Origin of the sequence: Streptomyces sp. 5K101 (assembly GCF_046506645.1) — a bacterium.
Lineage (GTDB): Bacteria > Actinomycetota > Actinomycetes > Streptomycetales > Streptomycetaceae > Streptomyces.
The window spans coordinates 549,161-566,905 of record NZ_JBKFFO010000001.1 but is presented as its reverse complement, the minus strand read 5'-3'; the positions used below and the strand labels follow the sequence as shown (position 1 = coordinate 566,905).

Annotated in this window: 16 protein-coding genes, 1 other RNA gene and 2 pseudogenes; 13 read left to right on the top strand and 6 right to left on the bottom strand. The window is 73.0% G+C overall.

The window, feature by feature from the left end:
- Positions 1-90: 90 nt before the first annotated feature.
- The 5 genes from ACLB9X_RS02570 to ACLB9X_RS02550 all read left to right on the top strand — a co-directional run bounded on the left by ACLB9X_RS02570 (position 91) and on the right by ACLB9X_RS02550 (position 5,765).
- Positions 91-1,143: an ABC transporter substrate-binding protein gene (locus ACLB9X_RS02570; protein WP_410358515.1), complete on the top strand. Its 1,053-nt coding sequence runs from the start codon at positions 91-93 to the stop codon at positions 1,141-1,143.
- Between the two features lie 182 nt (positions 1,144-1,325).
- Positions 1,326-2,165 carry a Nif3-like dinuclear metal center hexameric protein gene (locus ACLB9X_RS02565; RefSeq protein WP_410358514.1) on the top strand — a complete coding sequence of 280 codons (840 nt, stop codon included), beginning with the start codon at positions 1,326-1,328 and terminating at the stop codon, positions 2,163-2,165.
- Entirely contained in the window at positions 2,162-2,905 is a 744-nt protein-coding gene (locus ACLB9X_RS02560) for a zinc ribbon domain-containing protein (protein WP_410358614.1), read from the top strand. The genes ACLB9X_RS02565 and ACLB9X_RS02560 overlap by 4 nt, the downstream gene beginning before the upstream one ends.
- Positions 2,906-2,913: 8 nt before the next feature.
- Entirely contained in the window at positions 2,914-4,209 is a 1,296-nt protein-coding gene (locus tag ACLB9X_RS02555; protein WP_410358513.1) for a bifunctional RNase H/acid phosphatase, read from the top strand.
- Positions 4,210-4,913: 704 nt separating this feature from the next.
- Positions 4,914-5,765, top strand: coding sequence for a GNAT family N-acetyltransferase (locus ACLB9X_RS02550; RefSeq protein WP_410358512.1), 852 nt, complete (start codon positions 4,914-4,916; stop codon positions 5,763-5,765).
- A 16-nt stretch (positions 5,766-5,781) separates the two neighbouring features.
- On the opposite strand, the gene eda is transcribed toward ACLB9X_RS02550, so the two are convergent.
- Positions 5,782-6,432 (bottom strand): bifunctional 4-hydroxy-2-oxoglutarate aldolase/2-dehydro-3-deoxy-phosphogluconate aldolase, encoded by a 651-nt coding sequence (eda, locus tag ACLB9X_RS02545; protein ID WP_410358511.1) that lies wholly within the window; start codon positions 6,430-6,432, stop codon positions 5,782-5,784.
- A gap of 60 nt (positions 6,433-6,492) precedes the next feature.
- Entirely contained in the window at positions 6,493-7,257 is a 765-nt protein-coding gene (yaaA, locus tag ACLB9X_RS02540; RefSeq protein ID WP_410358510.1) for a peroxide stress protein YaaA, read from the bottom strand.
- 192 nt (positions 7,258-7,449) lie between these two features.
- Between yaaA and ACLB9X_RS02535 the strand changes: the two genes are divergently transcribed.
- The 3 genes and pseudogenes from ACLB9X_RS02535 to ACLB9X_RS02525 form a co-directional block, all read left to right on the top strand.
- Positions 7,450-8,895, top strand: a complete 1,446-nt coding sequence (locus ACLB9X_RS02535; protein WP_410358509.1) for an RNB domain-containing ribonuclease — start codon at positions 7,450-7,452, stop codon at positions 8,893-8,895.
- A gap of 143 nt (positions 8,896-9,038) precedes the next feature.
- Positions 9,039-9,441: RNase P RNA component class A (gene rnpB / locus ACLB9X_RS02530), an RNA gene on the top strand.
- A 671-nt stretch (positions 9,442-10,112) separates the two neighbouring features.
- Positions 10,113-10,472: pseudogene (locus ACLB9X_RS02525) on the top strand (alpha/beta hydrolase family protein); the annotation flags it as partial.
- Positions 10,473-10,555: 83 nt separating this feature from the next.
- Here the strand turns inward: ACLB9X_RS02525 and ACLB9X_RS02520 are convergent.
- Together ACLB9X_RS02520 and ACLB9X_RS02515 are read right to left on the bottom strand one after the other, a co-directional pair.
- Positions 10,556-11,158 (bottom strand): annotated as a pseudogene (locus tag ACLB9X_RS02520) (DUF1360 domain-containing protein).
- Positions 11,133-12,089, bottom strand: a complete 957-nt coding sequence (locus tag ACLB9X_RS02515) for a Rieske 2Fe-2S domain-containing protein (RefSeq protein ID WP_410358613.1) — start codon at positions 12,087-12,089, stop codon at positions 11,133-11,135. The pseudogene ACLB9X_RS02520 and the gene ACLB9X_RS02515 overlap by 26 nt, the downstream one beginning before the upstream one ends.
- Positions 12,090-12,492: 403 nt before the next feature.
- On the opposite strand from ACLB9X_RS02515, the gene ACLB9X_RS02510 reads away from it, so the two are divergent.
- The 4 genes from ACLB9X_RS02510 (at position 12,493) to ACLB9X_RS02495 (ending at position 14,704) form a co-directional block, all read left to right on the top strand.
- Complete coding sequence (locus tag ACLB9X_RS02510; RefSeq protein WP_410358508.1) at positions 12,493-12,750, top strand: hypothetical protein; 258 nt, start codon at positions 12,493-12,495, stop codon at positions 12,748-12,750.
- 124 nt (positions 12,751-12,874) lie between these two features.
- The gene (locus tag ACLB9X_RS02505) at positions 12,875-13,609 is read left to right on the top strand and encodes a YqjF family protein (protein WP_410358507.1); all 735 of its coding nucleotides are present in this window, start codon (positions 12,875-12,877) and stop codon (positions 13,607-13,609) included.
- A gap of 70 nt (positions 13,610-13,679) precedes the next feature.
- Complete coding sequence (locus ACLB9X_RS02500; RefSeq protein ID WP_410358506.1) at positions 13,680-14,252, top strand: hypothetical protein; 573 nt, start codon at positions 13,680-13,682, stop codon at positions 14,250-14,252.
- 47 nt (positions 14,253-14,299) lie between these two features.
- A complete protein-coding gene (locus tag ACLB9X_RS02495) occupies positions 14,300-14,704 on the top strand; it encodes a hypothetical protein (RefSeq protein ID WP_410358505.1) in 405 nt (134 codons plus the stop codon).
- A gap of 68 nt (positions 14,705-14,772) precedes the next feature.
- Here ACLB9X_RS02495 and ACLB9X_RS02490 read toward each other — a convergent pair whose 3' ends face one another.
- Positions 14,773-15,306: a hypothetical protein gene (locus tag ACLB9X_RS02490; protein WP_410358504.1), complete on the bottom strand. Its 534-nt coding sequence runs from the start codon at positions 15,304-15,306 to the stop codon at positions 14,773-14,775.
- Between the two features lie 274 nt (positions 15,307-15,580).
- Here ACLB9X_RS02490 and ACLB9X_RS02485 point away from each other — a divergent pair, with 274 nt between their 5' ends.
- On the top strand, positions 15,581-16,240 hold the full coding sequence (locus ACLB9X_RS02485) for a Rho termination factor N-terminal domain-containing protein (protein ID WP_410358503.1): 660 nt from the start codon (positions 15,581-15,583) through the stop codon (positions 16,238-16,240).
- A 203-nt stretch (positions 16,241-16,443) separates the two neighbouring features.
- Here the strand turns inward: ACLB9X_RS02485 and ACLB9X_RS02480 are convergent, their stop codons facing one another.
- Positions 16,444-17,157, bottom strand: a complete 714-nt coding sequence (locus tag ACLB9X_RS02480; protein ID WP_218516372.1) for a GAF and ANTAR domain-containing protein — start codon at positions 17,155-17,157, stop codon at positions 16,444-16,446.
- Between the last annotated feature and the right edge of the window lie 588 nt (positions 17,158-17,745).

Below are 17,745 nucleotides of genomic sequence, written 5' to 3'. Positions count from 1 at the left end.
GGGTTTGCCTGAGACGGAGGGGGTGGTTGTGCTCGGTGACGGAGGGGCGCTTAAGGTAAGGCACCCCTAAGTTCGTCCGCAGGAGTCGTCATGTCCCTACGCCGCCGCGGCATCGCCGCAGCCGTCGCTCTCACCGCCGCACTGTCCCTCGCCGCCTGCGGCGCCGAAGGGGGCGCGGGCGACTCCGGAAAGGGGAAGGACAGCGGAAGCCAGGGCGACGCGGGCGGCAAGAAGTCCGTCGCGCAGGGCGGCGAGGACTTCTCCGACGCGGCGCAGAAGACGGCCGCCATGGGCACGGAGGCGAAGCCCGGCGAGTTCCCGCGCACCATCACCCACGCCCTCGGCACGACGGAACTGAAGGCCGCGCCGAAGCGGGTCGTGGTGCTCGACGTCGGCGAACTCGACAACGTCGCCTCCCTCGGCGTCGAGCCGGTCGGCTACGCGCCCACCGAGGGCGACGACGGCATCCCCGGCTACCTGAAGAAGCAGGCCGGCAGCCCGAAGAGCGTCGGCACGATCAACAGCCTCAATCTGGAGGCCATCGCCGCGCTGAAGCCCGACCTGATCCTCGGCAGCCAGCTGCGCGCGGCCGACAAGTACGACGAGCTGTCCAAGATCGCCCCCACGGTCTTCTCCATCCGCCCCGGCTTCACGTGGAAGGAGAACTACTTCCTCAACGCCGCCGCGCTCGACAAGACGGCCGAGGCGAAGGAGCAGCTCGGCGCGTACGAGAAGAAGGCGAAGCAGCTCGGCACGGACATCGGCGAGAAGAAGCCGGCCGTCACCATGCTGCGCTACATGCCGGGCAAGATCCGCCTGTACGCGCAGGCGTCCTTCATCGGCACGATCCTGCGCGACGCGGGCGTCCCGCGCCCCGCGAACCAGCAGGTCAACGACCTGGCGGTCGAGATCAGCCCGGAGAAGATGGACCAGGCCGACGCGGACTGGATCTTCACCGGCGTCTACGGCGACCCGGCCAAGACCCAGCGCGACACCGCCCGCTCCAACCCGCTGTGGAAGAACCTCGCGGCGGTCAAGGCGGGCCAGGCCAAGGACGTCCCGGACGAGACCTGGTACCTCGGGCTCGGCGTCACGGCGGCGAACGAGGTCCTGGACGACCTGCGCGGCTTCCTCGTCAAGTAGCCCGCGGCGGGGTGGCTCCGGCGCACTTCGTGGTGCCGGGTCGCCGGTCGGGCGCGGCGCACCTCGCGGTACCGCCCGCCCGGGCGGCCGCGGTGCACCCCGCCCGCGGCGTTCGCGGGCGGCGCCCGCCGGCGTCGCGGGCGCAGACCGGTGCCGGGGTCGGGGCAGGTAGCCTTTCCCCCGTGCCCCGTCTGTCTGAAGTCATCACCGCCCTCGACGCCCTCTGGCCGCCCGAGCGGGCCGAACAGTGGGACGCGGTCGGCACGGTCTGCGGTGAGCCCGACGCCGCGGTCACGCGCGTGCTGTTCGCCGTCGACCCCGTCCAGGACGTCGTCGACGAGGCGGTGCGGCTGGGTGCCGACCTGCTGGTCACCCACCACCCCCTCTACCTGCGCGGTACGACGACCGTCGCCGCCGGCCACTTCAAGGGCCGTGTCGTGCACACGTTGATCAAGAACGACATCGCCCTGCATGTCGCGCACACCAACGCCGACACCGCCGACCCCGGCGTCTCCGACGCCCTCGCGGGCGCTCTTGACCTGCGGGTCGTACGGCCGCTGGTGCCCGACGCCTCCGACGCGACCGGGCGCCGGGGCCTCGGCCGCATCTGCGAACTCGACCACCCCGAGACGCTGCGCGAGTTCGCCGCGCGCGCCGCGAAGCGGCTGCCCGCCACCGCGCAGGGCATCCGTGTCGCGGGGGACCCGGACGCCCTCGTACGGACCGTCGCGGTGAGCGGCGGTTCCGGCGACAGCCTCTTCGACCAGGTGCGGGCCGCCGGAGTGGACGCCTTCCTCACCGCCGACCTGCGCCACCACCCCGCGTCGGAGGCCACGCAGCACTCTCCGGTCGGACTCGTCGACGCCGCCCACTGGGCCACCGAGTGGCCCTGGTGCGAGCAGGCGGCGGCGCAGCTCGACGAGATCTCCGACCGGCACGGCTGGGACCTGCGGGTCCACGTCTCGACGACGGTCACCGACCCCTGGTCCGCCCACCACGATTCCCCTGGAGCCCCCAACTGAACGCCGCGCCCGCCGACCAGATCCGACTCCTCGACGTACAGGCCCTCGACATGCGCCTGTCGCAGCTGGCCCACAAGCGCAAGTCGCTGCCCGAGCACGCCGAGATCGAGTCGCTGAACAAGGACCTCACGCAGCTGCGCGACCTGCTCGTCGCCGCGCAGACCGAGGAGAGCGACACCGCCCGCGAGCAGACCAAGGCGGAGCAGGACGTCGACCAGGTACGCCAGCGTGCCACCCGCGACCAGCAGCGCCTCGACTCCGGCGCGGTCAGCTCGCCCAAGGACCTGGAGAACCTCCAGCGCGAGATCGTCTCGCTCGCCAAGCGCCAGGGCGACCTCGAGGACGTCGTCCTGGAGGTCATGGAGCGCCGCGAGTCCGCACAGGAGCGGGTCGCCGAGCTGACCGAGCGCGTCTCGTCCGTGCAGGGCAAGGTCGACGCGGCGACGGCCCGGCGGGACGCCGCGCAGGCGGAGCTGGACGATGAGGCCGCCTCGGTCTCCAAGGAGCGCGAGCTGGTGGCCGGTTCGGTGCCCGCCGACCTGCTGAAGCTGTACGAGAAGCTGCGCGTGCAGCAGGGCGGCGTCGGCGCGGCGCGGCTGTTCCAGCGCCGCTGCGAGGGCTGCCGGCTGGAGCTGAACATCACCGAGCTGAACGAGGTCCGCGCGGCCGCGCCCGACGCGGTGCTGCGCTGCGAGAACTGCCGCCGCATCCTCGTCCGCACGTCCGAGTCGGGGCTGTAGTGCCGGCAGTGCGCGAACTGGTCGTCGAGGCCGACGGCGGCTCACGGGGCAACCCGGGCCCGGCCGGTTACGGAGCGGTCGTGCTCGACCCGGTCACCGGTCTGACGCTGGCCGAGGCGGCCGAGTACATCGGTGTGGCGACCAACAACGTCGCCGAGTACAAGGGCCTGGTGGCCGGGCTCAAGGCGGCCCGGGAGCTCGACCCGGAGGCGGTCGTGCGCGTCCGGATGGACTCCAAGCTGGTCGTGGAACAGATGTCCGGGCGCTGGAAGATCAAGCACCCGGACATGCGGCCGCTGGCCGCCGAGGCCGCGGCCGTGTTCCCGTCGTCGCAGGTCACGTACGAGTGGATCCCGCGGGAGCGGAACAAGCACGCGGACCGGCTGGCCAACGAGGCGATGGACGCCGGACGCAGGGGCAGGCAGTGGGAGCCGTCGCGCTCCACGGCAGAGCTGGACACGCAGGCGGCGCGGGTCGTCGGCGACGCGGCGGCGGGCGCGGCGAAGGCGCGGGCGGCGCTGGCGACCGCGGGCGCGGCTCCGAGTGCGGGCGCGGCTCCCGGCGCGGGCGCGGTCGCGGCGCCGGTGGCCGCCGCGCCTGCCGCGCCTGTCGCGCCGAGGGTGGCCCAGGCGGCGGCCGCGCCCGTGACCGCGCCGGGCTGGGGCGCGTCCGCGGACCTCGGCACGCCGTCCACGTTCGTACTCCTGCGCCACGGCGAGACGGCGCTGACGCCCGAGAAGCGCTTCTCCGGCAGCGGGGGCAGTGACCCCGTCCTGTCGGAGGCGGGCCGCCGCCAGGCGGAGGCGGTCGCCACGGCGCTGGCCGCGCGCGGCACGATCCAGGTGGTCGTCACCTCCCCGCTGCGCCGCTGCCGCGAGACCGCCGAGGTGGTCGCGGCCCGGCTGGGGCTGGACGTGAGCGTCGACGAGGGGCTGCGGGAGACGGACTTCGGCGCGTGGGAGGGGCTGACGTTCGCGGAGGTCCGCGAGCGCTACCCCGACGACCTGGACGCGTGGCTGGCGTCCCCCAAGGCGGCCCCGACGGGCGGCGGCGAGAGCTTCGCGACGGTGACGCGGCGGGTGTCGGCGGCGCGGGACCGGCTGCTGGCGCGTCACCAGGGCCGTACGGTGCTGCTGGTCACGCACGTGACGCCGATCAAGACGCTGGCCCGCCTGGCGCTGGGCGCCCCGCCGGAGTCCCTGTTCCGCATGGAACTCTCGGCGGCGTCGCTGTCGGCGCTGGCGTACTACGCGGACGGCAACGCGTCGCTACGCCTCCTGAACGACACGTCCCATCTCCGCTGACCGTCGCCCCCGGGGGCTCCGCCCGGGCCGTTCCTCGTACGCGGCGCGCTTGTTGGGGCTCCGCCCTGAGCGCTTGTCGCGCGCGGCCCTCCCGGTGGGCTCCGCCTCGGCCCGCCTGTCGCGCGTGGCGCGCTTGTTGGGGCTCGCCCCAAGCCCCGCGCCTCAAACGCCGGCGGGGCTGGATGGCGCCGGGCGAGGATGGTGCCGGGCGGGGCTGGCGGTGCCCGCGGGCTGGATGCGCCCGGCGGGGCTGGATGGCGCCGGGCGGGGCTGGATGGTGCTGGGCGGGGCTGGCGGTGCTGGTGGGCTGATGGTGCCCGGCGGGCTGGTGGTGCTGGGCGGGGCTGGTGGTGCCCGGCGGGGCTGGATGGCGCCCAGTGGGGCGGGTTCGGGGTTGCGTCCTCGCGTACCTGTTCCCGGGCGGGACAGGCTGTGGCAGCGGGGCGTAGCCCCGTCTGAGGTGCCCACGGCCGCCAGGCCGTAGGGGACATGTCGCGAAGCGCGGGCCCGGGGCGGAGCCCCGGTTCAGGGAGTACCGCCCACGGCCCCAGGCCGTAGGGACACCGCGTGGAGCGCGGTAGGGCCCGGGGCGGAGCCCGGTTCGGGGGGCACCGCCCACGACCGCCAGGGCGTAGGGGACACCGCGCGGGGCCCGGGGCGGAGCCCCGGTTCGGGAAGGGGCGGGGTGGGGGAGATCACCGCCCATGACCTGGCAACTCACCCACCACGTCCACGAGTTCCTCCACCACGCCGGCCCCCACCTCGCCGCCGACCCCGTCCGCAACACCGGCCTGCTCACCGTCAGCGAGACCGTCCGGCGCCACGGACCGGACGCGTACGGCGACAGCGGCGGTCCGCCGCACCGCTTCGGCTGGTGGACAGACCGCGACGGCGTCACCGGCGCCTTTCTGCAGACGCCCCCGCACCCGCCCGTCCTCGGGCCGGTCACCCCCCACCAGGCTCGCCAACTCGCCCGCGTCCTACGGGCCGACGGGGCCGTGGTCACGGGCGTCAAGGGGCCCGACCGCAGCGGCCGGGCGTTCGCCGACGCGTGGGCCGGGCCGGGGCAGTGGTCCGTGGACGTACGGCTGCGGCTGTTCCGGCTCGGCGAGCTGTGCCCTCACGAGCCGCCGCCCCCGGGCCGTGCCCGCAAGGCGACCACGGCGGACGTGGCGCAGGCGGCCGCGTTCATGACGGGCTTCGCCGCCGACACGGGCGCGAGCACCGGTACGGACTACACCGCGAACGTCTCCCGCCGCATCGCCCACGGCGGCCTGTACCTCTGGGAGGTGGACGGCCGGCCCGTCTCCATGGCCGCCCACTCCCTGGTGCTCGCCGGCCAGGCACGGATCGCGCCCGTCTACACCCCGCCCGGAAGCCGCGGCCGGGGCTTCGCCGGCGCGGTGACGGCCGCGGCGAGCCAAGGGGCCCTGGACGCGGGCGCCGAGCAGGTGCTGCTCTTCGCCGACCTGGCCGACCCGATCGCCAACCGCTTGTACGAGCGCCTGGATTACCGCCCCCTCGCCCCCTACGTGGAGCTGACCTTCGGCCGGTAGGACACCGGGCGGGACGTCAGACCGACGCGCCCCCGGCGTCCGGCCCGCGCAGCGCCGCCGCCTCGCGCGCCAGCGTCTCGACCCGGGCCCAGTCCCGGGCCGCCAGCGCGTCGGCCGGCAGCATCCAGGTGCCGCCGACGCAGCCCACGTTCGGCAGCGCCAGATACGCCGGGGCCGACGCGAGCGAGACGCCGCCCGTCGGGCAGAAGCGGGCCCCGGGCAGCGGGCCGGCGAGGGAGCGCAGGTACGCCGTGCCGCCCGCCGCCTCGGCCGGGAAGAACTTCATCTCGTGCACGCCGCGCTCCAGCAGCGCCACGACCTCCGAGGCCGTCGAGACGCCCGGCAGGAACGGCATGCCCGACCCGCGCATCGCCTCCAGCAGCGGGTCCGTCCATCCGGGGCTGACCAGGAAGCGCGCCCCGGCCGCCACCGCTGCCTCGACGCCGTCCGGCGAGACGACGGTGCCCGCGCCGACGACGGCGTCCGGCACCTCCGCCGCAACGGCCAGGATCGCGTCGAGCGCGGCGGGCGTACGCAGCGTCACCTCGATCGCGGGCAGCCCGCCTGCGACGAGGGCGCGCGCGAGCGGCACGGCGTCGGCCGCGTCGTCGATCACGACGACGGGCAGGACGGGGGCGAGGTCCAGCACGGACGGGGCGGAGGTCATGCGCCCATCCTGCCCAGGGTGTGCATGAAGTGCAACGAGCGTTGCATTATGTGCAATGACTCAGTGGACCTCCGACACCAGCACGTCGAGCTTCCCCGCCGCCGGCGTCTCCACCACGTACCCCAGGTCCCGCAGCGCCTCGGCCAGTTCACCCGGCGACCCGGGCGCCGCCCCGGCCTCCAGTAGGCTCCTTACGATCCGGCCCTTCGTCGCCTTGTTGAAGTGGCTGACCACCTTCCGGGTCGGCGCGTGCAGCACCCGCACCGTCGCCGTACGGGTCGCGACCTCCCCCTTCGGCTTCCACGCGGCCGCGTACGCGGACGACCGCAGGTCCAGGACCAGTCCGTTCCCGGCCGCCTCCGGCAGCACCGACGCCATCGGGCCCCGCCAGTACGCACCGAGCGCGCCAAGGCCGGGCAGCTTCACGCCCATCGAGCAGCGGTAGGACGGAATCCGGTCGCCGAGACGCACCGCGCCCCACAGCCCGGAGAACACCAGCAGCGACTGCCGGGCCCGCCGACGGGCGACCGCGTCGAGCGTGGCCAGGCCCAGCGCGTCGTACAGCACACCCGTGTAGATCTCTCCGGCCGGACGCGTACCGGCCGTCCGTAGCCCGGCGTTCTTCGCGACCTCGCCGCGCAGTCCCTCGCTCAGCCCGAGGACCTCCCGCGCCTTCGTCTCGTCCGCGGCGCACAGCTCGACCAGCTCGTCCAGGACTGCGGCGCGCGCCTCGGCGAGCCCCGGCAGGGACAGCGACTCGGGCTTCAGGGGCACCCCGCGGCCGGAAGCGGCCTTCCCCTCCGACGGCGGCAACAGCACGAGCACGGCAGATCTCCTTCATGACGTACGGGGGGAGGGGGTGCGGCCCCCGAGTCAGCCTACAAAGCGCGCGGGCCGCCGAAATGCCACGGCCTCGCCCCGCCATGCTCCCGGGCTGCCGAAATGCCACGGCCTCGCCCCGCCATGCTCCCGGGCTGCCGACATGCCACGGCCCCGGCCCCGCCATACGCTCGGTCCATGCCCCGCCGCCCCATCCGTCTGCCCGGCGCAGCCGAGGCCCCGCCGCTGCGGGCCGCCCTGCGCGAACTGCGCGCGACGATCGGCGTCTCCGAGAACTTCCCGGCCGCGGTGCTCGCCGAGGCGGAGCAGGCCGCCCGCGCACCCCGCCTGCCCGGAGCCGACGAGACCGGTATCCCGTTCTTCACCATCGACCCGCCGGGCTCGGTCGACCTCGACCAGGCGATGCACCTGACCCGGCGCGAGGGCGGCGGCTTCCGCGTCCACTACGCGATCGCCGACGTCGCCGCGTTCGTCACGCCCGGCGGGGCGCTCGACGCCGAGGCCCACCGCCGCGTACAGACCCTGTACTTCCCCGACGGGAGGATCCCGCTGCACCCGCCGCTGCTGTCCGAGGGCGCCGCCAGCCTGCTCCCCGGCCAGGCCGCGCCCGCCCTGTTGTGGCGCATCGACCTCGACGCCGAGGGCCGCGCCGTGACGACGGACGTGCGCCGGGCCCTTGTCCGCAGCCGGGCCCGGCTCGACTACGCGGGCGCGCAGCAGCGGATCGACGCGGGCACGGCCGAGGAACCGCTCGCCCTGCTGAAGGAGATCGGCGCCCTGCGCGAGGCGCTGGAGGTAGAACGCGGCGGGATCTCCCTCAACGTCCCCGAGCAGGAGGTCGTCCAGCAGGACAGCACGTACGCCCTCGAATACCGGGCCCCGCTGCCCGCGGAGGCGTGGAACGCGCAGATCTCCCTGCTGACCGGCATGGCCGCGGCCGACCTGATGGTCGCCCACGGCACCGGCATCCTGCGCACGCTGCCCACCGCACCCGACGGCGCGGTGGCCCGGCTGCGCCGCTCGGCGACCGCGCTGCACATCGACTGGCCGCACCACGTCTCGTACGCGCAGCTCGTACGCTCCCTCGACCCGCACGACGGCCGGCACGCGGCCTTCCTCCAGGAGTGCACGACGCTGCTGCGGGGCGCGGGGTACACGGCGTTCACCGGAGGCGTGCTGCCCACGCCGGCCGTGCACGCGGCCGTCGCGGACGAGTACACGCACTGCACCGCGCCGTTGCGCCGCCTCGTGGACCGCTACGCCGGCGAGCTGTGCCTGGCGGCGGTGGCCGGGCAGGAGCCGCCGCCGTGGGTGAGCGGGGCGCTGGAGAAGCTGCCCAGGGAGATGGCCGAGGGGGCCCGGCGGGCGGGCACGGCGGAGCGCGGCTGCGTCGACATCGTGGAGGCGGCCGTGCTGCGCGACCGCGTCGGCGAGGTCTTCGACGCGGTGGTGGTCGACGTCAGGGAGAACGAGCCGGACATCGGCACCGTCCACCTGGAGGACCCGGCGGTGGTGGCCCGGGTGGAGGGCGACGGCGCGAGCCTGCCCCTGGGGGAGCGACTGCGCGTACGCCTCACCCAGGCCGACCCGGCCCGCGCGAAGGTCCTGTTCGCTCCCGCGTGACGGCTCGCTCCCGCGTGAGGCGGCTCGCTCCCGCGTGAGGGCCTCGCACACGGCCTTCCTTCGCCCTCCCCGAGCCCTTCGGCTTCGATCTGGAGACGGCCGACTTCCTGTGAAACGGCAGGTAGCATGGCCACCACGGCAGACGAGCCGGGCGGGCGGCCGCGTGGGGGTCCTGAGAAGGATCTTCCCGAGGAACGTCCGGGCTCCACAGGGCAGGGTGGTGGCTAACGGCCACCCGGGGTGACCCGCGGGACAGTGCCACAGAAAGCAGACCGCCGGGGATCTCGGTCCTCGGTAAGGGTGAAACGGTGGTGTAAGAGACCACCAGCGCCTGAGGTGACTCAGGCGGCTAGGTAAACCCCACCTGGAGCAAGGTCAAGAGGGGCCACTTCGGTGGCCCTGCGCGGACGTTTGAGGGCTGCCCGCCCGAGTCCGCGGGTAGACCGCACGAGGCCGGCGGCAACGCCGGTCCTAGATGGATGGCCGTCGCCCCGACGACCGCGAGGTCCCGGGGGACAGAACCCGGCGTACAGCCCGACTCGTCTGCCGCTCTCTTTCCGCAGTTCAGAGGGCATGTTTACTCGCTGAACAAACTGCTCGGGTCGAATCCGCGTCGAATTCGGGCCTTAAGTATTGTCGTCCCCGTCTACCATCCGTGCCGCATATCCGGGCATTCCGGGTGTCAAATGTGATCCAGTGCCGTTCTGGAGGAGACATCTCGGATTCGATGCACTCGGAAGTACATGTACGAGGTGTCCCCTTGTCGACCTGCTACAGCTGAACTTGAGCACCGATGGTGCGTCCCCCAGCGAGCCGTGCCGGGGCCGGGGTAGGTGACACTGCTCGCTGGCATGTCGAGACAGCTGCCAATAACGCCCTCACGGCGTCGCGGGACGCGCCGGACTGAACCCCCGTGTGCGGTGAAGGCTGCCGTGAATGGGCATCATCGCCGGTCATATGCGCATCTGATCTGGTGGGCGGTGAACCCGGCCGTTTTGAGGTTCTGCATGGTGAAGCAGCGGCAATACGACGGGCGGTCAGCGCCTCTCATGCGGACCGGGCACCTTGGAGGAGGCGGCGCGGTCGCTGGACCACGGCCCGGCGGACGGCCTGCTCGCCAGGGCGCCCGGCGGCCGACTGGGCGGACCGGGACGGTCACGCAACGCTCCTGGGTCCGGCCGCGTACGACGCCACGTCGAGGATGGCGCCGAACGGGACTCTTCCGCACCGGAGTCGCCGTCTGGGGCATGTCGGACTTGCGGACCTTCTTCGCCGGTACGGAGCCATGGCTCGCGGAGTCCGCGGCGCACAAGTACGGTCACCCGGAGCGCGAGCTCCTGCGAACCCCTGTCACCGATGAGCCGTATCGAAGCGCTTCATGTTCCGCTGCTCGCCGTCCATGGCGAACACGACACCAACGTGCCCGCCGGGGAGTCCCAGCAGTCCGTACGGGCGGCGCGGGAACGGGGCATCCCGCCGAGCTGCTGACCTGCGCGACGAAGGTCAGGACTTCCTGCGCCCGGACAACCGGTGCCCTGTTCCGCCGGGCCCCTGTGGACTGGATGGAACGGCACCTCCAGGTGTGTCCTCCGGGCCCTGTGCCGGTCGACGGTGCTCGGGGTCCGGGTGGGCCCGGCGGCGGTGACCGGTGCGGGCCCGGTCAGTCGTCCCTGGTGGTCCGGCTCACCAGTGCGCCGTACGCCAGTTGCAGCGCGTCTGCGCCAGCCAGTGCCGCGAGCGCGCCCATGGCGGTCCGGGTTGCCCGCGGCCACAGCAACTGGCCGGCGGTCAGGGTGGACACCACCCAGACGCTTGTGCAGAACGGGCAGGTCACCAGCTCGCCGACGGTGTCCCTGCCGCCTTCCGGCTCCGCCTCCTCGTGCAGCTCGGCGGGGCCCTGCGGGCCGACGTACCGCGTGAAGGGCGCGCGCAGCGGACTGGTGACGGACGCCTTGCTCAGGAGCCTGCTGAGCCGGAAGGTGGCGACCGAGGTCAGACCACGTCCCAGGGCTGGGGCCGGTCGGGCAGGGGGCACCCGCGCAGCCGTACCGCTGTGGCCCAGGCCGCCGTGTACGCCCCGAATCCCGTCATGGACGCGAGATAGCCGCCTCAGCGGCCGGTCGTGCCCTGCGGAGTACTGTCGTCCGGTGCGCCGGGCAAGCTCGCGCAGGCGTGGTGCGAGGCGGTTGTCAGCCGTCTTGTCAGCTGCGGCGTCACCTGTGGTGTCAGCCCTGTTGTCAGGTGTGGTGGCCAGGGGATCCATGGGTCACACCCTTCTCCGCGGCGCCCGGTTGCCGCTCTGTCTCCCGGCTGTTGTCCGTGTGCTTCGCCCGGTCGTCCTGGCGCAGGCGTATCTCGACGTGGCCGTCGGTGATCCGGGTGTCGAAGGCGGGCTGGGGAGCGGTGGCGGGGCCGCGTACGTTCCAGCCGTCGGAGAGGCGGAAGACGCTTCCGTGCCAGGGGCACTGGACGCATCCGTCGGCGATCGTGCCCTCGGACAGCGGTCCGGCGAGGTGGCTGCACCGGTCGGCCAGCGCGTGCAGGGTGCCGCCGGTTTCGCGCACGACCAGGACCGGTACGTCGTCCACACTGCGCCGCACGGGTCGGCCGGCCGGGAACTCGTCCACGGTCCCGATCCGGTGCCAGCCCTCTGTGACCACGTGCGGCACTTCTTCGGCGTGGTTGGCGCCGGATGCCAGGCGGAAGGCGAGGTGGCCGCCCAGCATGCCGCCGGCTCCGGCCGCCGTCAGTCCCAGCAGGCCGTAGGCTCGGCCGGCTGCGTGGCGTCCCTTGAGGCGGCAGGTGAGTGAGGTCGCGTAGAGCGCGACGGCTGTCACGTTGCTCAGGGCGTGCACCAGGCCGACGCGTTGTTGCTGGCGGTGCAGTTCCGCCCAGTCGGTCCAGCCTGCCAGGGCCGCGGGGGCGGCGGCGGTCAGGCCGACGCCGATGAGCAGTTCTGCTTCACGGGAGCGGCCGGGCCGTAGGTCGAGCAGGGCCGCGGACAGCCAGCTGCCGATCGGCACCTGCACCATCAGGGGATGCACGGGGTGGCCCAGCCACCTTCCGTGCAGGGCGTCCCGGCTGCGACCGAGCGGCAGGGCACGCACACCTCGGCCGATCGCGTCGATCACCGCATCGGCCCTGGGGTCTCGTTCCAGGCGGTCCAGCAGCCACAGGACCCGGTTCTGCCGCATCCGACGGCGTGGCGTCGTGGTCATGCGCAGCCGGGTCCCCACCTGCACATACCGCAAACGGCCGACCAGGCCGGATGAACGCCGGCAACGGCCCCACGTCAAGAGCAGGCGGGCGAGGACCCGCCGCGGCAGGGCGGCATGGACTGCCTGTTCCTGAGGGACGGCCACCCGGGCGCGGAGTGGGTCCGGTGCTGATGGGCCGTGCCGGCGGAAGCGTGCGCACTCGGCCTCAGCCAGGTGCGGTGGCAGACCGCGAGGAGAAGCGACGCTGCTTACTGTCTGTCGACCAGAAGGCCGTCGTCTGGCAGCCGGTCATCAGACGCGACTGGGATCCGATGACGGGTACCTGGGAGGGACGACCGGGCTGCTCGCCCTCGGCCTGAGCGGAACGAAGGAGGAAACCGTGCAGCGGCCTGATGAGGAACTGCTGGATTACGATACCGGCGAGCTGGAGGACTGGGACGAGGAGCGCACACGAGCGGCCCTCGGCGGCGAACATGGCACGCTCTACCGCAACCACCTCGACATCGCCCTGCACCTCGACCAATGGGCGGAGGACGAAGGCCGGCGCACCGACTCGGACGCGCGCTACAAGGCGGGCTATACCCAGGCCCTGCGGGACACGGCTGCGTTCCTGCGGCAGACCTACTACCTTCCGTGAGCCGGACGAGGCGTTTCGCCCGGACGCCCGGCGTCCTGGCCTCTTCTTGATCTGGCCGGCGCGCACGCCCGCCGTGCCGGGCGCCGTGGGTTTCCTTCGATCGTGCGCGGGGGACCCGACGCCCGTGGTGGCATACGGAGCAGAGCAGCAAGTGCGCCTGTCGGCGCTGCGGGCGGGCTGGCTGACGCAGACGTTCGTCCACTGGCCGTTCCGTCCTGAGGCGGTCCAGGCGCTCCTGCCCGGGGGACTGGTCGTGGACGAGTACGAGGGGGCCGCCTGGGTGGGGCTCACTCCCTTTGTCATGGCGGACGTGCGGCCACCCGGTGTTCCCGCCTCGCTGCCCGGCCTGCCGACGTTCGCAGAGACCAACCTGCGCACGTACGTACGGCACCGTGACGGCCGGGACGGGCTCTGGTTCCTGTCCATCGAGGTCGCCTTCCCCCCGATGGTGGCGGCCCGCGCCATCGGCGCACCGTACAACCCGGGCACCCTCCGCGTGTCCACGGACGGGGACACCGTCTCGTACTCCGGTTCCCGATGGATCGGTGACGCCTCCTACCGCCTGGTCGTCCGCCCGGGCGACCCGATCGAGCCGGCGGAGCGGGACGTGTGGCTGACCTCGCGCTGGCGGGCGTACACCCGCAGGCTCGGCATGCTCTGGGAGACGCCCGTCGAACACGAGCCGTGGCCGCTGGCCGACGCCGGCGTCGATGTACTGGAGGAGACGCTGACCGCCGCGGCGGGCCTGCGGGAAGCCCCCCTCGGTGAGCCCCTGGTGCACTTCTCGGAAGGAGTCAGGTATGTACGGCTCGGGCCCTCCAGGCCGTGCGTCCCGGAGCGCGTCTCCCGTTCTTCCTGACTCCCCTCGCCGGAATTCCGGCACCGTCACGCGACGCCCGCGCGTGCGCTTCGACGGCTGGATCGCGGGCATGGGCACCTCCTCCGGCACACGGATCGTGCTCGGACACTGGCAGGGCTCGCCCTTCGGAGCATTCAGCGACGTGATGCTGGAGAGGGCCGACGGGGACAGGCTGCTCCTGGCCCCCACGCGCGAGACAGCGGACTTCATCAGCGGCACCTACGTTTTCGACACGGTCCGTGTCGTCCCGGTCGAGGTGAGCGTCACGGACGACGCCTGGACCGTCACCGCCGGGCCACTCGCCCTGCGTTTCACCACCGGGCGGCGAGGGCTTCTGGGCTTCGCGCTGCGGACCGTGCCCGGCGCGCTCGCCCGCCGTCCGGCATGGAGCGCGCTGACGGACCGGCCCGCCCGCCTGCTGCTGCCCGGCGTGCGCACCCGCGGCAGCGCCGGCCGGGGCCGCCGGGAGTGGTACGGCGCCCGGGACCTGCTGCCGATCCGTGCCGTATCGGCGGACTACGAGGGCGCGGACCTCGGGGCGATGGCACCCGTCGAGCCGCCCGTGCGCTTCGGGTTCGGTTCGGCGTCGAGGACCCCCTCCGTCACCCAGGTCACGACGACGGTCGAACTCGGCCCGGAGTGAGGCGCCTGGGCATGGGTACCCGGCCGGAACCTACGGAGGGATGTCCCTTGAGCAGAACCGGAGTGCGGGAGCCCGCCCACACGCTCGCGGTCGCGCACGGTGCCTTCAACATCGTGGGCGGACTGTGGCCCCTGCTGCACCTGCGCAGCTTCGAGTGGGTCTTCGGCCCGAAGACCGACGTGTGGCTGCAGATGACGACGGGCGGACTGCTCGCCTCCGCCGGCGTCGCCCAGCTCGCTGCGGCCGGGGACGCGCAGGGCCCGGCCCACGCCCGCCGTGTCGGTCTGGGCACCGCCGTGACGCTGCTGGCCGTCGACCTGGTCTACGTACCCAAGGGGCGGATCCGGCCGACGTACCTCCTGGATGCCGCGATGCAGACCGGATGGATAGCCGCCTGGCTGCGTTCGTCCCCCGCGCGGAGTACGGGGGACGTCAGGAGCGGCCGACGGTGAACGAGCGGATCCCGTAATCACCGCCCGGACGGCTGCTCCGACGCGCCATTCGGTGACGACTGCCGGATTCATGCCCCGTAGGCATGCCTGCGGGGCAGCGGTCCGACGTGGGCGTGGCGCCCGGGGCGGGCGGCGGCGTGGCGCTGTCCGGGGCCGGGGCCGCCGCGGGCGGCCAGGGCGTCGGCGACGGCACCCGTGGCGAAGGCGTAGACGGCCTTGTGCAGCAGGTCCACGACGAGTTCCTTGCGGGGCCAGGTCTGCGGTGGGGCGCCGACGCCGGTCGCGTTCTCCAGGATCTGGTCGTTGGTGAGGCGGACGACGGCGAACTTGGCGGAGGCGACCGGTCCGCGCAGTCCGGCCTGGGCCATGACCGACCGGAGCACTCCGAGGAGGGCGGCCTGGCCGTAGTGCATGGCCCAGTTGGCCGGCAGCGGCTGGGGGCCGGGTCGTTCGGGCAGGCCGGTCAGCCGCTGCAGGACCCGCGCGGGCACATGAGAATCGGGCCGGCCGGTGACGGCCTGCTCGATCTTCTCGCCGAGAGTCATCACGACGCCTCCGGCGGTACCGGCGAGCAGTCCCTGCCACAGTGCGCGCTTGATCATGCCCTGGCGAGTACCCGGTGCGACCGCCTTCACCCACCGGTCGCGCGGCGGTCGGCGTCCCGGTGGGCGCCGATGGGCGGGGAGCACCCCGACTGTGCCGCCTATCTCTCCCATGTCGCCTGGGCCCGGCACATGGGCCGTGCAAAGGACCGGCGAGATCCGGGACCGGCTACAACGCCATCGGAGTGGGTGGCGAGCGCAGGTGCGGGCACCCGTGGCGCGAATCACGCGAAACGGATATTTCCGACCCCACCACTGATGTACGGAGGATGCCATGTCCTTGGTCGAGAAGTTGCTCGACGCCTACCCCGCCGAGACCGGGATGCCGCCCAAGATGCTGGGCGAGGCGGTCGACAAGCTGTACGAGTGCGCCGGCGTCTGTCTGTCCTGCGCCGACGCGGCAGCAGCGGAGCAGGACCCGGAAAAGATCGTGATGTCCATCAAGTGCGTGCGCCTGGACAACGACTGCGCCGACCTGTGTACGGTCGCGGCCCGGATCCTGGCCCGCCAGACGGGATACGACGCGCCGACGACGATGGCGATCATCGAGGCGACCCGCACTGTCCTGCGCGCGAGCGCGGACGCTGCCGAGGAGTTCAAGGGCACTCCGTACTTCGAGCTGTCCGCGAAGGAATGCCGCGAGACGGAACAGCTGCTGGGTCGGCTGGCCGAGCAGATGGGCTCGAGCGACGCCGGCGAGGGGTACCCCACGTCACCGCCCAGCGCGACGACGCCTGCCGGAGCCTCCATGGGCGGCGGCGAGGCAGAGACGTCTGGAACGTCCGAGGCGTCCCAGAAGGTCTCCGAGGAGCAACTCCGCGAGATGATCATGGACGAGCTGCGCGACATGGCCCGCGACAAGGGCCTCAGCGGTGTTCACGACATGCGCAAGGAAGAGCTCATCGACGCGATCAGCGGGAAGCGCGGGTCCTAGCGCGGCGAATCGGTGGCCAGGATGGACCGGCATGATCACGCCTTAACAGGTCAAGGCCCTGCTGGAGTCCAAAGAACCGACCTTGGTCGTCGTGTCCGGCGCCGCCGCCTCGAGCAGGTCGGCTCCAGGACGCTGTCCCTGGCAGCTGTCCGGGAGCACGACCTGCTGACGGGCGCCTGAGCAGTTGCTCTGGACCCGCGCGCCTACGACGTACCGGGCGGGTCGCGCAGGATGTCCGTGGTGATGTCCGGCAATGACCTGCCGGTGCGAAGGGCCTCGGCGCGCATGAGGGCGAGGGCATCCTCAGGGCTGATCCGCCGTCGGGCCGCCAGGGCTCCGACGGCACGCCAGGTGTCGAACCAGTGGGCACGGACCACCTGCTCCGGCTCCCACGCCGGGGCGTCATTCCCCGTGAGCAGCATCTCGCGGGTGGGCATGAGGGCTGCCGTCACCGCGTCGGCCACGTGGGACGCCTGCTCCAGGGCGTCCTCATCGAGAGCGCGGGGCCGTGTCGACAGCAGGTCTACCGACCCGAGGACGTAGTCGCCGAAGAACAGGGGGAGCGCGTACACCGAGCCCACTTCCGGGAGCTTCTCGCGCGCCATCGCCCCGAACAGCGGCCAGGGCGTCAGTTCCTGCCCCAGGTCGTCCACGGCCACGGGCTCGCCGGTCTGCGCCGCACTGATGCAGGGGCCCTCTAGCACCGTGAACTGGATCTCCTCCAGCAGCAGGGCGGCATCGTCCGACGCGGCGAGCAGCTGGCGGGAGGGTGTGTCGGTGAGCAACGACAAGGTGGCACCGTCCACGCCGAGTCCCTCGCACACCGCCGCGCACACCCGCCGGGGAACCTCCTCGCCGGGGGTGCCCGCCGCGGCTTCCGCGACCAGCCGCACCGCCTTCGTCGCCTCGGCCGTCATCCGGCCCTCCGCAGCCCTGACGCATGTGCCCCGATGCCCACCGTCACGTGTCTCCCTGTGTCATCCGAGCGGACGGCCACCGCCGACTCACCGCCCCTGTGCCCGCGGCGGACGCCGATCCGCGCATGTCGGGTGCCCTGTGTCGCCGCGTGCAAGCCACGAACGGCACATGAGACCCGGTCGACTCGGGGGAGGGCCGACCGGGGCAGCAAGCGGCGGGGCCGCCGCTCCCACGGCTGCCGCAGCCGCAGCAGATGCGGGGGAAACAAACGAGCTTGCCAGCTGGTGGTGCCCAAAAGAGGCAACAGACGACTCGCCGGACTCGCCTGCTCCGGACACCCCGGCACGACCGGACCTCCCGGATCTCCCGGACGAGCCTCCCGCTGGTGTCCCCGAGTGGACTGCTCAGGTCGCTCAGGCCCCGATTGGGGCGGCTCCCGACGACCAGGACCGCCTTGACCGGGACGGTGACGTCATCGGCTGCGAGGCCAAGTGATCCACCCTGTACTCCACCACTCCGCTGGCAGACGGCCAGCCCCGCCCGCGGTCGGTGCCGCGGCCTTGGCTTCGCCGGCCGGGACCTGACGG